Below are 13,586 nucleotides of genomic sequence, written 5' to 3' on the forward strand. Positions count from 1 at the left end.
GGTTCAACGAGGAATTCCGGGGAAGGCAGCCTTGATCTTCAGGAAGAAGTATTCCTCGTCGCGGTAGCCGTAGGCCCTACGCTTGATGACCTTGATGGTGTTGTTGATGCCCTCTACGACGCTCGTGTTCAGCGGGTGCCGGCATCGGGCGATGATGCCGTGCCAATAGGCTTTCAGGCGCTGGGCGAACAGTTCGAGAGCCGGAATCCGGCTCTGGCTTGCCTGTTCACACCAATGCTCCCACGCCTTTTGCGCCCATCCCGGGCGGCGGTAGAACCACAGCCGCTTGAGCTCGTCTCTCAGGATGTAGACCGTCAGCAACGGCTGATTGGCCTGCAGCACCTCGTTCAGATGCACGGCTTGAGGGTCGCTCAGGTTCTCCTTGTTGCGCAGCAGTAGCCAGCGCGTGGACTTGAGTACCCGTCTGGCCGGACGGTCGTGCCGCAGGCGGTTGGCCTGATCTACACGGACCCGGTCGATCACCTCGCGCCCGTACTTGGCCACGACGTGGAAGAGGTCGAAGACCACCTCAGCCTGCGGGCAATGCTCGCGGATCTCCAGTTCATAGGCGGTCGTCATGTCGATGGCAACGGCCTCGATGCGCTCTGCCGCGCCTGCCGGGAGTTGCGCAAAGAAGGCGCGCGCCGTCTCGCGCGAGCGGCCCTGACCGATCCAGAGCACTTGCCGCCCAATCGGATCGACCACCACCGTCGCATAGCGATGGCCCTTGTGCAGCGCGAATTCGTCCATGGCCAGGTAGCGGATGCTGGACCAGTCCGGCTCGACGACTGCCTCGCGCAGGCGCGCCTTGTCGATCGTCTTGACGGTATGCCAGCCCAGGTCATAGAAAGCCGCCACGGCCTGCACCGTGCAGTGACGCAGCAACTGCCCGCAGGCCTGCGCCAGCCTGGCTGTGACACGCTGGTAGCGCCCAAGCCATTCGAGCCGCTCGAGTCGCGGCCCCCCGCATTGATCGCACCAGACGCGCCTGCGGGGGACATGCAGCACCACCCGGTACTCGAACAGCGGAAGATCGCGCACGCGCCGCACCACCGTTTCATGGACCTGCCGGCACTTCGATCCGCATTCCTCGCAGTACATGACCTTGCTGACTGGCTTCAAGTACAGCGCCAGCGTACGGCTCTCCCCTTCAGGCCATACCACCCGATCCAGCCTGTAGCCATCCCAGCAGCCCAAGGCCTGCAGCGTCTTCCGATCCAGCATCCCGTTCCTCAACAGCCGTCTTAACGGCCATTAGGATACGGAATGTGGCAATTCAGTCCCCGGAATTCTCCGAAGAACCAAAAAAAAGGAGGGTTGGCCGGCCCGGATTGACAGCTACCCCGGCTCAGCGAGCCGGCTGTTCCGACTGTTCCGGTTGTTCCGGTTGTCCCTTCTCTTCGGGCCAGTCGCGGATGTACGCCTTGAGCATCTTGTTCTCGAAGCTCTGTTCTTCCACCACGGCCTTGGCCACGTCGTAGAACGAGATCACTCCCATCAGCGTACGGCTTTCCAGCACCGGCAGATAGCGCGTGTGGCGCTCCAGCATCATGCGGCGCACCTCGTTGACATCGGTCTCGGGGGTGCAGGTCAGCGGCGCGTCGTCCATGACCCGGCGGATGCCGTTCGGCCCCAGCGTGCCCTGGTTGGCGGCCAGGATCTCGATGACTTCGCGGAAGGTCAGCATGCCAACCAGATCGCCGTATTCCATGACTACGAGCGAGCCGATGTCGTGCGCGGCCATCGTTTCGATCGCCTGCTGCAGCGGAGTATCCGGCGTGACGGTATAGAGCGTGTTGCCCTTGATCTGCAGGATGTCGCTGACTTTCATGATGGTGTCTCCGGGGCTGCCTCGTAGTGCAGGGTCTGTGGCTCAGGTTCGATGGCCGATGCTAGCCCAAACCGCCGTCTCAAGTAAAGCGAGGGCGGCCTCCAGCCGGCCTGCCAGGCGGGCGCGCGGCGGGAAACTCCCGGTGTCCCCGGTGTGGCGCATGGTGCTAGGATGCCGGACGGAGACAACCACACACGGCCCGGCCGACCGGGCCCTTCCCGCCATGTCCACATCGTCTGGCAGCCGTTTCGACACGCTGGCCCTGCACGCCGGCGCCGCGCCGGACCCCACCACCGGGGCCCGCGCCACACCGATCCACCTGACCACCTCTTTCGTATTCCGGGACAGCGAGCACGCCGCGTCGCTGTTCAACATGGAACGCGCCGGCCACGTCTACTCGCGCATCAGCAATCCCACGGTGGCCGTGTTCGAGGAACGCGTGGCCGCACTGGAAAACGGCGCGGGGGCCATCGGCACGGCCTCAGGCCAGGCCGCGCTGCACCTGGCCGTGGCCACGCTGATGGGGGCCGGCTCCCATATCGTGGCATCCACGGCGCTCTATGGCGGCTCGCACAACCTGCTGCACTACACGCTGCGCCGGTTCGGCATCGAGACCACCTTCGTCAATCCGCGTGACATCGATGCGTGGCGCGCGGCCATCCGCCCCGAGACCAAACTCCTGTTCGGCGAGACGCTCGGCAACCCCGGACTGGACGTGCTCGATATCGAAACGGTCGCCCAGATCGGCCAGGAGCACCGCATTCCGCTGCTGGTGGATTCCACGTTCACCACGCCGTACCTGCTGCGCCCGTTCGACCTCGGCGCCGGCCTGCTCTACCACTCGGCCACCAAATTCCTGGGCGGCCACGGCACCACCATCGGTGGCGTGCTCGTGGAAGGCGGCACGTTCGACTTCGAGGCTTCCGGCCGCTTTCCCGAACTGTCGGAGCCGTACGAAGGCTTCCACAACATGGTGTTCACCGAGGAAAGCACCGTGGCGCCCTTCCTGCTGCGCGCGCGCCGCGAGGGCCTGCGCGACTTTGGCGCCTGCATGAATCCGATGGCTGCCTGGCAACTGCTGCAGGGCATCGAGACACTGCCGCTGCGCATGGCGCGCCACGTCGACAACACGCGCCGCGTGGTGCAATGCCTGGCCGCGCATCCGATGGTGGAGTCCGTGGCCTACCCCGAACTCGAATCGCACCCCGACTACGAGCTGGCAAAGCGCCTGCTGCCGCGCGGCTGCGGCGCCGTGTTCAGCTTCAACCTGAAGGCCGACCGCCAGGCCGGGCAGCGTTTTATCGAAAGCCTTTCCCTGTTCTCGCACCTGGCCAATGTGGGCGACGCACGCTCGCTGGTCATCCATCCGGCATCGACCACGCACTTCCGCATGGACGCGGCAGCGCTGAAGGCCGCCGGCATCAGCGAAGGCACGATCCGGCTGTCGGTCGGACTGGAAGACCCCGACGACCTGATCGAGGATCTGAAGCGTGGCCTCAAGGCGGCGGAAAAAGCGATGAGCGCGAAGGGAGGCAAGCCGTAATGGAGCTGACCGTTTCCGGCCGCAAGGCCTACGCCTACACAGGCGGCAAGGCATTCAACCCGGCCCTGCCCTGTGCCATCTTCGTTCATGGCGCGCAGAACGACCACAGCGTCTGGGCGCTGCAGACACGCTGGTTCGCCAATCATGGGTTTTCGGTGCTGGCCGTGGACCTGCCGGGCCACAACCGCAGCGAGGGCGCGCCGCTCCAGACCGTCGAAGAGATGGCTGACTGGGTCATGGGGCTTGCCACGGCGGCCGGGGTCACGGGGCCAGCCCTGGTGTTCGGCCACAGCATGGGGTCGCTGATCGCGCTCGAATGCGCGGCGCGGCATCCGGCGGCCGTGCGCGGCATCGGCCTGCTGGCCACGGCCTATCCGATGAAGGTATCCGAGGCGCTGCTCGATGCAGCGCTGAACCGCGAGCCGGAAGCCATCGCGATGGTCAACCAGTGGTCGATTTCCAGCCTGGCCAGCAAGCCATCGTCGCCCGGTCCCGGCGCATGGATGCACGGCGGCAGTCAACGCCTGATGGAACGCGTCAGTGCGCGCAACCCCGGTGCGCATGTGTTCCACAACGATTTCTCGGCCTGCAATGCCTACGCGCACGGCGATGAAGCGGCCGCGGCCATCGCCTGCCCGGCGCTGTTCGTGGTCGGCACCAAGGACATGATGACCTCGCCCAAGGCCGCGCAGGCGCTGGCAGCCAGGATGCCGAAGGCCAGGATCGTCACGGTGCCGGCCGGCCACGCGCTGATGGGCGAAAAGCCCGACGAAGTGCTCGACGCACTGGCCGCTTTTGCCAGATCCACGCTTTAGAAAGACAACGAATCAGGAGACTGCGATGGCCCAGGCCCACGCGAAGGAATTCGCCAGTTTTGCCGATTTCTATCCGTTCTATCTGAACGAGCACCGCAACCGCGCCTGCCGGCGGCTGCATTTCGCCGGGTCCACGCTGGCCCTGCTATGCCTGGTAGCCCTGCTGGTCACCGGCAACGCCTGGTGGTTGCTGGGCGCGGTGGTATCAGGCTATGCGTTTGCCTGGGTCGGGCATTTTGGCTTCGAGAAAAACCGCCCGGCCACGTTCCGGCACCCGTTCTATAGCCTGATGGGGGACTGGGTGATGTACGCGGACATCCTGCGCGGCAAGATCCCGTTCTGACGTCTTACTGACGTCCTGCTGCCGAATCAGGACGCGATGGTCGCGCGGCGGGCCTCAGCGCCCTCTCCCCTTTCCCACTTCATGGCGGAGGGGAGCGCAAAATCTCCGGCCTCGCCCGGTTGCTGCCTGAACACCGCCTCCAGCGGCTGATCGAGCTGCGGATTATCGAGGATGCCGCGCAACACCTCCACGCCCCGCATCTGCTGCGCCAGCGCCGTGCGCGGCAGGCGTGCCAGGTTCAGCACCAGCCGGTCATGCAACATGCGAAGCGTGACCTGCGACGGATCGCACAGCAATGCCCAGTGCGCCTGCCCGCTATCCTGCTGCAGCTTGCCCACCAGATGCATAGCCTTGAGCTTTGCCAGCAGGCCGGCCAGATAGTCGGCCTCCACCCGCAGCCTGCGTCCGATGTCCAGCTCGCCCATGCTGCGCGGCACTTCGTCGCGCGCGCGATAGAGCACGTAAAGCACACCGAGGGCGTCGAAAAACTCGCTGCCCGCGAACGTGCGGCGGCGCCAGTGCCCTTCGCGGATCACTGGCAGGTTGGCCGCGATCGTCGCCCCCAGCAGCGTCACCAGCCAGCTCACGTACATCCAGAGCAGGAACAGCGGCAACACCGCGAAGGTGCCATAGACCGCCGTGTACGTTGGGATATGGGTAATGAAATAACCGAACGCGCGCTTGGCCACTTCGAACGCCACGGCGGCCACGATGCCCGCGAAAATCGCGTCGCGCCAATCCACGTACGCATAGGGCACGGCCATGTACAGGAAGGCGAAGGCCAGCGCGGTCAACGCGACCGGAATCAGGCTGACCAGCAGCCCAAGCCCGAACGGCAGGTTGCCGACGTAGCCCATCGAAATCGAGATCAGATACGAACTCACCGAAAGACTGCCGCCGATCAGCACCGGCCCCAGCGTCAACACCGCCCAGAACACGAGCACCCGCTGCGCGAACGGGCGCCGCCGCTTGACGCGCCAGATCGCGTTGAGCGCGTCTTCCACGGTCAGCATCGTCAGCACCGATGTCACCATCAGACCGCCCAGGCCCAACGCGGTCAGTCCGCGGGCGCTCTTCGAAAACTGGCCGAGGTAGCGCGAAACGGAATCGCTGATGTTGCCGCCCGGGATCAGGTTCTGGAACAGGAAACCCTCGATCTGGCCGCGGAATTCGCGGAACACCGGAAATGCCGCCAGCAGCGCGAAGGCCACAGTCAGCACGGGCACCACGGACAGGAACGTCGTGAAGGTCAGGCTGGCGGCCACCTGGGGCAGGCGGTTTTCTCCAGCGCGACGCAGTGCGTAGCGGGCCAGTGCGCGCACCTTTTGCAGATTCCATTCCCTGCGCAGGCGGGCAATGCGGACAGCGGACATGCGGGGGCTTTCTCCTTCGAATTCGATGAATGCAGCCGAGAGGCTGGCGGCGCGGCACTTCGGGCGGCGCCCCAACTATAATACGCGGATCGTTTTGCGGCGCTCTTTTCGGGACCATCCGCCGACCGCGCCAGCCCATCCATGACCGACATCCTCGTCCTTTACTACAGCCGCCACGGCGCCACCCGCAGACTCGCCGAACTGATCGCCACCGGCATCGAAAGCGTCCCTGGCGCGCAGGCCCGCCTGCGTACCGTGCCGCCGGTGTCCACGGTATGCGAGGCCACCGCGTCCGACATCCCGCCCGAGGGCGCCCCCTACGCCGAGTTACGCGACCTTGAGGAATGTGCCGGGCTCGCCCTGGGCAGCCCCACCCGCTTCGGCAATATGGCCGCGCCGATGAAGTACTTCCTCGATGGCACCGTCGCCCAGTGGCTGTCCGGCGCGCTGACCGGCAAGCCCGCATGCGTGTTCACGTCGACGGGCAGCCTGCACGGCGGCCAGGAAACCACGCTGCTCTCGATGATGCTGCCGCTGCTGCACCACGGCATGCTGATCGTGGGACTGCCCTATTCCGAAGCCGGCCTGATGACGACCACCGCTGGCGGCACGCCGTACGGCCCAAGCCACCACGCGCACGTGGACAACCACGGTCCGGTCACCGACCAGGAAGCCGCGCTGGCCACGGCGATGGGCCGCCGCCTTGCGCTGACGGCACTGAAGCTCGCCGCATGATGAAGCCTGCCGACGACGTGACGCTGCATAGCCCGGCGCTCTGGCGCCTGAGCCTGGCCAGCCTGCTGGCACTGATCGCGCTATGCATCGCGTGGGAATGGTTCCTGGCGCCGCTGCGCCCTGGCGGATCGTGGCTGGTCTTGAAGTTCGTATTGCTGTTGCCGGTGTTGCGCGGCGTTTGGAAGCGCAATCGCTACACCATGCAATGGTCGTCGATGCTGATCCTGCTCTACTTCACCGAGGGCATCGTGCGCGCGACCAGCGACCGCGCGCCGTCGTCCTGGCTGGCGTGGGGAGAAGTTGCGCTGACGCTGCTGTTCTTCGTCGCCACGATCCTCTATCTGCGGCCCTACAAGCGCCGCGCCAAGGCGATCGCCAAATCGTCCCAACCTTCCTGACCGTCATGACCGCCGCGCATTCCGACTCGTTCCTCGATCTCTGCCGTGCCGCCATTGGTTCGCACAACGTGCTGACCGAACCGGCCGACAAGGCGCCCTATCTGACCGACTGGCGTCAGCGCTACACCGGTGACGCGCTGGCGGTACTGCGGCCCGGCTCGACCGAGGAAGTGGCCGCGGTCATGCATGCGTGTCACGCACACAAGCTTGCCGTGGTGCCGCAGGGCGGCAACACCGGCCTGTGCGGCGGCGCCACGCCCCACGCGGGCGACGCTGCCGCGCGCGGCGTGGTGGTGCTGTCGCTGCAGCGCATGAACCGCATCCGTCAGGTGGACCCGCTCAACAACACCATCACGGTCGAGGCGGGCGTGATCCTGCAGCAGTTGCAGGACGTCGCCAACGAACATGGCCGACTGTTCCCGCTGTCCCTTGCGGCCGAGGGCAGCTGCACGATCGGCGGCAACCTCTCGACCAACGCCGGTGGCACCGCCGTGCTGCGTTACGGCAATACGCGCGAACTGTGCCTGGGCCTGGAAGTGGTGAACGCCAGGGGCGAAGTCTGGGACGGCCTGCGCGGGCTGCGCAAGGACAACACCGGCTACGACCTGCGTGACCTCTTCATCGGGGCGGAAGGTACGCTCGGCATCATCACGGCAGCCGTCATGAAGCTGTTCCCGGCGCCGCGTGCGCGCGTGACGGCACTGGCCGCCGTGCAAAGTCCGCGCGCCGCGCTGGCGCTGCTGGCCATCGCGCAGTCCCACGCCAGCGCCATGCTCACCGGTTTCGAGCTGATGTCGGCGATGTGCATGACGCTGGTGACCAAGCACTTCCCGCAGCTGCGCTATCCGTTCACCGAGCACCATCCGCAACTGGTGCTGCTGGAGCTTTCCGATAGCGAAGGCGAGCAGCACGCGCGCGGCATCTTCGAGAAGATGATGGAGGCCGCGTTTGAAGCCGGCGTGGTCGTCGATGCCGTGGTCGCCGAATCGGTACAGCAATCGCGCGACTTCTGGAATCTGCGCGAACATATCCCGATGGCTCAGGTGGAAGAAGGCAAGAACATCAAGCACGACATCGCGGTACCGATTTCGCGCGTGGCTGATTTCATCGAAACCACCGACACGCTGCTGCAGGATGCCTTCCCCGGCGCGCGCATGGTCACGTTCGGCCATCTCGGCGACGGCAACCTGCATTACAACGTGTCGCCGCCTGTCGGCGTGGATAACGACCAGTTCCTGAAGCACCAGGACGCCATCAACCTGATCGTCCATAACAGCGTACAGGCGCACAACGGGTCCATCTCGGCCGAACACGGGCTGGGCCAGCTCAAGGTCGAGGAAAACCGCCGCTACAAGAGCGAAGTGGAACTGGCCATGATGCGCGCCATCAAGCACGCGCTGGACCCGCAGGGCCTGATGAACCCGGGCAAGGTGGTCTGACCGCGAACCGATGGTCCGTGACGGCCGGCGCGATCAATGCACCGTCGGCGCGTCGCCCCCGCCCTCGTTCCCGCCCGAATCTTCACGGAATAGCTGCCCGCACAGCGTCTCGCCCTCTTCCGTCAGGCGCGCCGTGCCGCGCCCGTCTTCTTCCATGACCGTGTCGACGAGATCGGCCTCGCCGAGCTGGGTCAGCACGCGCCGCAGCACGCTCATCTGCACGCTGGCGCGTTTGCTCAGCCGCGCCAGGGACAGGTCCTTCTCCGTGCCGGCCTGGCGGTGGTCCCACAACGTCCGCAGGATGGCGCCCACCACGGGGTCCAGACCATCGTCCTCGCCGCCGTCGCCGGGCGTTTCGTCAGCCACATCATCGGTCATGTCGTCTCCCGTTCTTGTAATGTCGCCACGAGCCTGCCCAGCGTGATCACCGCGGCTTCCATGTCTTCCGACCACGGGCCGCTGTAATTGAGCCGGATGCAGTTCGTATAGGTAGGCACCGGCGAAAAGATATGGCCGGGCGCCACCGTGATGCGCCGCTCCAGCGCCGCGTGATACAGCGCCATCGCGTCCACTTCCTCGGGCAATTCCACCCACAGCACGTAGCCGCCCGCCGGGCGCGAGACGCGCGTGCCGGCCGGAAAGAAGCGCCGCACCGCCGCCGCCATGATATTGGCCTGCTGCGCAAAGGTCTTGCGCACGCGGCGCAGGTGATAGTCGTAGCCATCGCGGCGCAGGAACTCGGCGATGGCTAGCTGCGGAATCGTCGACGTGGTCAGCGTGTTCAGAAACTTGAGCCGCTCCACCTGCTCCTTGTAGCGTCCGGGCAGCGCCCAGCCGATGCGGTAGGCATTGGTCAGCGTCTTGGAGAACGACGAGCAATGCAGCACGATGCCGGCCGTGTCGTACGACTTCAGTGACGTCGGATGGACATCGCCGTAGTACAGCTCACCGTAGACGTCGTTTTCGATGACCGGGATGTCGCGCTCGGTCAGCAGCGTCACCAGCGCCTGTTTGCGTTCGTCCGACATCTGAAAGCCCAGCGGATTCTGGAAGTTCGGCATGACCATGCAGGCCGCCACGGGCCGCTCGTCGAGCAGCCTGGCCAGCGCCTGCACGTCGATGCCCTCCACAGGGTCGGTCGCCACTTCCACGGCGCGCATGCCCAGCCGCTCGATGGCGTGCAGCATCGCGTAGTACGTCGGCGATTCCACGGCGATGGTGTCGCCGGGCTTTGCCACGGCCTGCAGGCACAGGTTGATGGCTTCGGTGGCGCCGATCGTGACGATGACTTCGTTGGGATCGACGGTGTAGCCGTTTTCCAGGTAGCGGCGCGTGATCTGCCGGATCAGCTCCGGCGACCCGGGCGGCAGGTCGTCGAGCACGCTCCAGCTGTCATAGCGCTTGCCGATGGTATTGGCGTACTGGATGATGCGCTGCCACGGGTACAGCTTCGGGTCCGGGTATGGCGAACCGAGCGGCACCGCATCGTCGGCGCGGATCGAGCGCAGCGTGGACAAGACCAGCGCGCTGACGTCGACGGCCGAGGGGCGCATCGCCGGACGGGTCGGCTGCAGGTCGATGGCCGGCTCGCCGGGCCGCGCGCGGACGAAATAGCCCGACTGCGGCCGGCTTTCCAGAATGCCGCGCGACTCCAGCAGCAGATAGGCCCGGATCACCGTGGTGATGCTAAGACGATGGTGCTGGGCGGCCTGGCGCACCGAGGGAATTTTCTCGCCGGGCAGCAGCACGCCCTGCTGCACCAGTGCCTCGATATCGGCCGCGAGCTTTTCGTACAGGGTTGCCAACGGGTCTGTCGCCTTTTTATGGGTTATCCGGGGGATGCGCCGGACAACCCAGGCGTCAGCCTGCGGCCACCAGCGGTTCCGATGCTAATACGGTTTCAGGCGAAGTGTATTCGACGAAGCCATCCTGGCGGCAAAAGCTCAGCAGCCGCACGCCGGCCTGCTCCGCAATGCGGATGGCCAGCGAGGTGGGCGCCGAAATCGTTGCCAGCATCGGAATCTGCATCCGGGCGGCCTTGCGCACGAGTTCGTAGCTGGCCCGGCTGGACAGGAACACGAACCCGTCGCCAAGCGATTCTCGCGCACGGGCCAGGTGGCCGATCAGCTTGTCGAGCGCATTGTGGCGCCCCACATCTTCGAACACCGCCTGCAGCCGCCCGTCCGGACCGCACCACGCCGCGGCATGAACCCCGCCGGTGGCAGCCATCAATTGCTGCCGGGCACGCAGCGCATCGGCGGCCTGGCGGACCATCGTCGCGGTGGGCGCGATGCCGCGTGCCGCCAGCGGTTCGGGTATCAGATCCAGCAATGCCAGGCTTTCGATGCCGCACACGCCGCAGCCGGTACGGCCGGCCAGCGTGCGGCGGCGATCCTTCATGGCCATGAAAGCGCGCTGGCTGATCTCCAGGCGCACCTCGATGCCGTCGCAGCCCGGCTCCACTTCGACATCGTAGATTTCCCTTACGGTGTCGACGATGCCCTCGGTCAGCGAGAATCCGACCGCAAAGGCTTCCAGGTCCAGCGGCGTGGCCATCATCACGGCATGCGAGATGCCGTTGTAGACCAGCGCCACCGGCACCTCCTCGGCAACGTTGTCGATTTCCAGCGCGACGGCATCGCCCTGATGGCGTCGAATCTCGCGTGTGATGTAGCCGCGATCTGCCATGTACTACCCCCTGCGGTGGACTTCGGCGTTACCCGGCGCGTTGCAGCAGCACCGGTATCGACTTCGACGTCGGCGTGCCGGACCGGTCGCCAATGCTCTCCAGCGGTACCAGCGGATTGGTTTCCGGATAGTAGGCACCCAGGCAACCGGCGGGAATGTCGTAGTCGACGAGCAGGAAGTCTTGCACATGGCGCGTCACGTCGTCTTCCCAGACGCTCGTGATATTTACGCGTTCGCCCTCTGCAAACCCCAGGCGCTCACGATCCGCCCGGTTGATGAACACCACGCGGCGCAGGCCGAACACACCACGGTAGCGGTCATCCAGGCCATAGATCGTGGTGTTGTACTGGTCATGCGAGCGCGTGGTCATCATGACCAGCAGGTCGTCGCCATACTTGTCGCGGGCGCGTTTGATCGGCGTATCGAGGTCGATAGCATGGACCAGGAATTGCGCCTTGCCCGACGCCGTACGCCATACGCGGTTACGCGAGGCCGGGGTCAGATGGAAGCCGCCCGGCCTGGCCACGCGCTCGTTGTAGCGCTCAAAGCCGGGGATGACTTTTTCGATGGCGTCGCGGATGCGCGCGTAGTCCTGGGCGAACCAGATCCAGTCCACCTTGTTCGAACCCAGCGCCGCATCGGCCATGCGCGCGACGATCATCGTTTCCGACATCAGGTGCGGCGACGCCGGCTTGTTCATGCCGTACGAGATATGGACCATGCAGACCGAGTCTTCGACGGTCACGCCTTGCGGCACGCCGTTCTGCTCGTCCACCTCGGTACGGCCCAGCGTCGGCAGCAGCAGCGCATCGCGGCCGATCACCAGATGGCTGCGGTTCAGCTTGGTGGCGATATTGACGGTCAGGTCGCACTGGCGCAGGGCTTGCCAGGTGCGCGGCGTGTCGGGCGTGGCAATCGAGAAATTGCCGCCCAGGCCCACGAACACCTTGACCTTGCCTTCCAGCATCGCATTGATGGCGGCCACCACGTCCTGGCCATGATGGCGCGGCGGCTCGAAGCCGAACGTCGCGCCCAGGCGGTCCAGGAATGCGTCGTCCGGCTGTTCCTCGATACCCATCGTGCGGTCGCCCTGCACGTTCGAGTGGCCGCGCACCGGCATCAGGCCCGCGCCGGGCCGGCCGATATTGCCGCGCATCATCATCACGTTGGACAGCAGCTGGATCGTGCGCACCGACTCCTTGTGCTGCGTCAGGCCCATGCCCCAGCACATGATGGTGCGTTCGCTCGTCGCATAGACGTCGGCCAGGGCATCGATATCCTCGCGCGTCACGCCCGATTCGGCCACGATGTCGGCCCAGCTTTCGGCGCGCAGGTCGGCGGCGAATGCCTCGAAATCGGCCGTATGTTCGTTGATGAAATCGACGTCGACCACACGCTTGCCGCCCGTGGCCACCGCTTCGTCATCGAGTTCGATCACGCGCTTGCCGATACCCTTCAGCAGCGCGAAGTCGCCGGCCAGCTTTGGCCGCACGAACATCGACGCGATCTGGGTGCCGCCGCCGCCCAGCATCTCGGTAACGTGTTGCGGGCTGACAAAGCGCTCCAGGCCGCGCTCCTTGAGCGGGTTGATCGAAATGATCTTCGCGCCGCGCTTCGAGGCATCGCGCAGTTCGTTGAGCATGCGCGGATGGTTGGTCGCCGGATTCTGGCCCCACACCATGATGGTGTCGGCCAGCTGGAAGTCGTCGAGCAGCACCGTGGCCTTGCCCACGCCCACCGTCACCGGCAGGCCACGGCTGGTGGCCTCGTGGCACATGTTCGAACAGTCGGGGAAGTTGTTCGTGCCGTACATGCGCACGAACAACTGGAACAGGAACGCGGCTTCGTTGCTGGCGCGGCCCGACGTGTAGAACGTGGCCGCATCGGGGTTGTCCAGGCGGCCCAGGTGATCGGCGATCATACGGAACGCCGCATCCCACTCCAGCGGCACGTACTTGTCCGTGGCGGCGTCATATCGGACCGGATGGGTCAGCCGTCCATGCTGCTCAAGCTCGTAGTCCGACTGCTGCATCAGTTCGGTGACCGTGTACTGCGCAAAAAACTCATTGGTCACGCGCTTGCTGGTGGCTTCGGCGGCCACGGCCTTGACACCGTTCTCGCAAAACTCGAACGTCGACGCATGCTGGCGATCCGGCCAGGCGCAGCCCGGACAGTCAAAGCCGTCGGGCTGGTTCTGCTTGAACAGCGTCTTGTATTTGCCGCCGCCAACCTTTTCCTTCACCAGGTTGATGGCAACTTGCTTGAGCGCCCCCCAGCCAGCGGCTGGATGCGTATAGGGCGCGATATGACCCTTTTCGGGCGTGGGAGTACTCATGGGGGCGACTTCCAGAACAATTGCCCGAGTGCCCGGCCCGGTTTTCCGTGTGATATCCGGACGCTCGCTGCGATGGAAGCAGACTA

Annotated in this window: 13 protein-coding genes; 6 read left to right on the plus strand and 7 right to left on the minus strand. The window is 65.4% G+C overall.

The window, feature by feature from the left end; genetic code table 11:
- Window positions 1–3: 3 nt before the first annotated feature.
- Together AC3FLX_RS21740 and AC3FLX_RS21745 are read right to left on the minus strand one after the other, a co-directional pair.
- Window positions 4–1,224, minus strand: coding sequence for an ISL3 family transposase (locus AC3FLX_RS21740; protein WP_488694692.1), 1,221 nt, complete (start codon window positions 1,222–1,224; stop codon window positions 4–6).
- A 124-nt stretch (window positions 1,225–1,348) separates the two neighbouring features.
- The gene (locus AC3FLX_RS21745) at window positions 1,349–1,831 is read right to left on the minus strand and encodes a CBS domain-containing protein (RefSeq protein WP_488699390.1); all 483 of its coding nucleotides are present in this window, start codon (window positions 1,829–1,831) and stop codon (window positions 1,349–1,351) included.
- Window positions 1,832–2,054: 223 nt separating this feature from the next.
- Here AC3FLX_RS21745 and AC3FLX_RS21750 point away from each other — a divergent pair, with 223 nt between their 5' ends.
- The 3 genes from AC3FLX_RS21750 to AC3FLX_RS21760 are packed head-to-tail and all read left to right on the plus strand — an operon-like array spanning window position 2,055 to window position 4,532.
- Window positions 2,055–3,374, plus strand: coding sequence for an O-acetylhomoserine aminocarboxypropyltransferase (locus AC3FLX_RS21750; protein WP_488699391.1), 1,320 nt, complete (start codon window positions 2,055–2,057; stop codon window positions 3,372–3,374).
- Window positions 3,374–4,189, plus strand: a complete 816-nt coding sequence (locus tag AC3FLX_RS21755) for an alpha/beta fold hydrolase (protein ID WP_488699392.1) — start codon at window positions 3,374–3,376, stop codon at window positions 4,187–4,189. Before AC3FLX_RS21750 ends, AC3FLX_RS21755 begins: the two co-directional genes overlap by 1 nt.
- A 25-nt stretch (window positions 4,190–4,214) precedes the next feature.
- The gene (locus AC3FLX_RS21760) at window positions 4,215–4,532 is read left to right on the plus strand and encodes an Mpo1-like protein (protein ID WP_488699393.1); all 318 of its coding nucleotides are present in this window, start codon (window positions 4,215–4,217) and stop codon (window positions 4,530–4,532) included.
- Window positions 4,533–4,558: 26 nt separating this feature from the next.
- Here AC3FLX_RS21760 and AC3FLX_RS21765 read toward each other — a convergent pair whose 3' ends face one another.
- Window positions 4,559–5,905, minus strand: coding sequence for a YihY family inner membrane protein (locus AC3FLX_RS21765; RefSeq protein WP_488699394.1), 1,347 nt, complete (start codon window positions 5,903–5,905; stop codon window positions 4,559–4,561).
- Between the two features lie 141 nt (window positions 5,906–6,046).
- Between AC3FLX_RS21765 and wrbA the strand changes: the two genes are divergently transcribed.
- The 3 genes from wrbA to AC3FLX_RS21780 are packed head-to-tail and all read left to right on the plus strand — an operon-like array spanning window position 6,047 to window position 8,477.
- Window positions 6,047–6,640, plus strand: coding sequence for an NAD(P)H:quinone oxidoreductase (wrbA, locus tag AC3FLX_RS21770; protein WP_488699395.1), 594 nt, complete (start codon window positions 6,047–6,049; stop codon window positions 6,638–6,640).
- Window positions 6,637–7,038, plus strand: coding sequence for a DUF2069 domain-containing protein (locus tag AC3FLX_RS21775; RefSeq protein WP_488699396.1), 402 nt, complete (start codon window positions 6,637–6,639; stop codon window positions 7,036–7,038). Before wrbA ends, AC3FLX_RS21775 begins: the two co-directional genes overlap by 4 nt.
- A 5-nt stretch (window positions 7,039–7,043) precedes the next feature.
- On the plus strand, window positions 7,044–8,477 hold the full coding sequence (locus AC3FLX_RS21780; protein ID WP_488699397.1) for an FAD-binding oxidoreductase: 1,434 nt from the start codon (window positions 7,044–7,046) through the stop codon (window positions 8,475–8,477).
- A 33-nt stretch (window positions 8,478–8,510) separates the two neighbouring features.
- Here the strand turns inward: AC3FLX_RS21780 and AC3FLX_RS21785 are convergent, their stop codons facing one another.
- The 4 genes from AC3FLX_RS21785 to AC3FLX_RS21800 are packed head-to-tail and all read right to left on the minus strand — an operon-like array spanning window position 8,511 to window position 13,500.
- Window positions 8,511–8,855 (minus strand): ArsR family transcriptional regulator, encoded by a 345-nt coding sequence (locus AC3FLX_RS21785; RefSeq protein ID WP_488699398.1) that lies wholly within the window; start codon window positions 8,853–8,855, stop codon window positions 8,511–8,513.
- Window positions 8,852–10,282, minus strand: a complete 1,431-nt coding sequence (locus tag AC3FLX_RS21790) for an aminotransferase-like domain-containing protein (protein WP_488699399.1) — start codon at window positions 10,280–10,282, stop codon at window positions 8,852–8,854. Before AC3FLX_RS21790 ends, AC3FLX_RS21785 begins: the two co-directional genes overlap by 4 nt.
- Window positions 10,283–10,337: 55 nt before the next feature.
- Window positions 10,338–11,165: a formate dehydrogenase accessory sulfurtransferase FdhD gene (gene fdhD / locus AC3FLX_RS21795; protein ID WP_488699400.1), complete on the minus strand. Its 828-nt coding sequence runs from the start codon at window positions 11,163–11,165 to the stop codon at window positions 10,338–10,340.
- Between the two features lie 28 nt (window positions 11,166–11,193).
- Window positions 11,194–13,500: an FdhF/YdeP family oxidoreductase gene (locus AC3FLX_RS21800; RefSeq protein ID WP_488699401.1), complete on the minus strand. Its 2,307-nt coding sequence runs from the start codon at window positions 13,498–13,500 to the stop codon at window positions 11,194–11,196.
- Window positions 13,501–13,586 lie beyond the last annotated feature (86 nt).

The organism is Cupriavidus sp. 291-E7, from assembly GCF_057798835.1.

Excerpts from the sequence above, each read along its gene's own strand:
- AC3FLX_RS21740 (WP_488694692.1), bottom strand. The coding sequence starts at position 1,224 with ATGCTGGATCGGAAGACGCTGCAGGCCTTGGGCTGCTGGGATGGCTAC.
- AC3FLX_RS21745 (WP_488699390.1), bottom strand. The coding sequence starts at position 1,831 with ATGAAAGTCAGCGACATCCTGCAGATCAAGGGCAACACGCTCTATACC.
- AC3FLX_RS21750 (WP_488699391.1), top strand. The coding sequence starts at position 2,055 with ATGTCCACATCGTCTGGCAGCCGTTTCGACACGCTGGCCCTGCACGCC.
- AC3FLX_RS21755 (WP_488699392.1), top strand. The coding sequence starts at position 3,374 with ATGGAGCTGACCGTTTCCGGCCGCAAGGCCTACGCCTACACAGGCGGC.
- AC3FLX_RS21760 (WP_488699393.1), top strand. The coding sequence starts at position 4,215 with ATGGCCCAGGCCCACGCGAAGGAATTCGCCAGTTTTGCCGATTTCTAT.
- AC3FLX_RS21765 (WP_488699394.1), bottom strand. The coding sequence starts at position 5,905 with ATGTCCGCTGTCCGCATTGCCCGCCTGCGCAGGGAATGGAATCTGCAA.
- wrbA (WP_488699395.1), top strand. The coding sequence starts at position 6,047 with ATGACCGACATCCTCGTCCTTTACTACAGCCGCCACGGCGCCACCCGC.
- AC3FLX_RS21775 (WP_488699396.1), top strand. The coding sequence starts at position 6,637 with ATGATGAAGCCTGCCGACGACGTGACGCTGCATAGCCCGGCGCTCTGG.
- AC3FLX_RS21780 (WP_488699397.1), top strand. The coding sequence starts at position 7,044 with ATGACCGCCGCGCATTCCGACTCGTTCCTCGATCTCTGCCGTGCCGCC.
- AC3FLX_RS21785 (WP_488699398.1), bottom strand. The coding sequence starts at position 8,855 with ATGACCGATGATGTGGCTGACGAAACGCCCGGCGACGGCGGCGAGGAC.
- fdhD (WP_488699400.1), bottom strand. The coding sequence starts at position 11,165 with ATGGCAGATCGCGGCTACATCACACGCGAGATTCGACGCCATCAGGGC.
- AC3FLX_RS21800 (WP_488699401.1), bottom strand. The coding sequence starts at position 13,500 with ATGAGTACTCCCACGCCCGAAAAGGGTCATATCGCGCCCTATACGCAT.